The sequence below is a fragment of the Micromonospora sp. NPDC047521 genome (assembly GCF_055587305.1).
This window is the reverse complement of the sequence record NZ_JBVJGN010000037.1, coordinates 1-1,390: the sequence shown is the minus strand read 5'-3', so window position 1 is coordinate 1,390 and position 1,390 is coordinate 1. Positions and strand designations below refer to the sequence as shown.

Genomic DNA, 1,390 nt, shown 5'->3' with positions numbered 1-1,390 from the left:
GGGACTGTAAGACGAACGGTGTAACTCCTGATCAAGGAGCAGCACCTGATGTCCGAAGGATCGATGGCCGCCGTGGATACTGCCGCGGTGGCGAAGAACGTGCCGGGACAGCCGGCGGAGGGTGTCGACGCGGAGTTGGTCGCCCAGCTGGTGGAGCAGGCCCGTGCGGCCGGGTTGCAGCTGACCGGCGATGGTGGGCTGCTGCAGCAGCTCACAAAGCGGGTCCTGGAATCAGCGCTCGAGGGTGAGATCACCGATCACCTGGGCTATGACAAGGGAGACCCGGCGGGTAAGAACGGCGGGAACTCCCGCAACGGTGTGCGGGCCAAGACGGTGCTGACCGACGTCGGACCGGTCGAGATTGAGGTGCCCCGCGACCGCGACGGGTCGTTCACGCCGCAGATCGTCAGGAAGCGCCAGCGCCGGCTGTCCGGGGTGGACGACATGGTGATTTCCCTGTCCGCCAAGGGCTTGACCACCGGAGAGATCCAGGCCCACCTGGCCGAGGTGTATGGCGCCGACGTTTCCCGGCAGACGATCTCGACGATCACGGACAAGGTCGTCGAGGGCATGACTGAGTGGCAAAATCGGCCCCTAGACCCGGTCTACCCGGTGATCTTCCTGGACGCGGTGCACGTCAAGATCCGCGACGGGAAGGTCGCCAACCGGCCCATCTACCTGGCCCTGGCCGTCACCGTCGAGGGCACCCGGGACATCCTCGGCCTGTGGGCCGGTGACGGCGGCGAGGGCGCCAAGTTCTGGCTGCAGGTCCTCACCGAGTTGAAGAACCGCGGCGTCCAGGATGCGTGCATGGTGGTCTGCGACGGGCTCAAGGGCCTGCCGGACGCGATCGCCGAGGTGTGGCCCGAAGCGGTGGTGCAGACCTGCGTGATCCACCTGCTGCGGGCGTCGTTCCGGTATGCCGGACGGCAGCACTGGGACGCCATCGCCAAGGCTCTCAAGCCCGTCTACACGGCGCCGACCGAGTCGGCTGCCCGAGCCCGCTTCGCCGAGTTCACCGAAGCCTGGGGCGGGAAGTATCCGGCGATCGTCAGGTTGTGGGAGCAGGCGTGGGCGGAGTTCGTGCCGTTCCTGGCCTTCGACGCCGAGATCCGCACCGTGGTCTGCTCCACCAACGCCATCGAGAGCGTCAACGCCCGCATCCGCCGTGCCGTGCGGGCACGAGGCCACTTCCCGAACGAGGCCGCCGCGCTCAAGTGCGTCTACCTGGCGGTGATGAGCCTCGACCCCACCGGGCAGGGCCGCCGGCGGTGGACCATGCGCTGGAAGCCAGCCCTGAACGCCTTCGACATCGCCTTCGAAGGACGCCTGTCCGCAGGCCGCAAGTAGCCGTCAACAACCCGAGTTACACCGTTCGTTTGACAGACCC

At 67.3% G+C, this 1,390-nt stretch carries 1 protein-coding gene; it reads left to right on the top strand.

All coding sequences use genetic code 11. From position 1 onward, the window contains the following. Positions 1-63: 63 nt before the first annotated feature. Complete coding sequence (locus tag ACZ6N8_RS31175) at positions 64-1,350, top strand: IS256 family transposase (RefSeq protein ID WP_466014641.1); 1,287 nt, start codon at positions 64-66, stop codon at positions 1,348-1,350. The last annotated feature ends 40 nt before the right edge of the window (positions 1,351-1,390 follow it).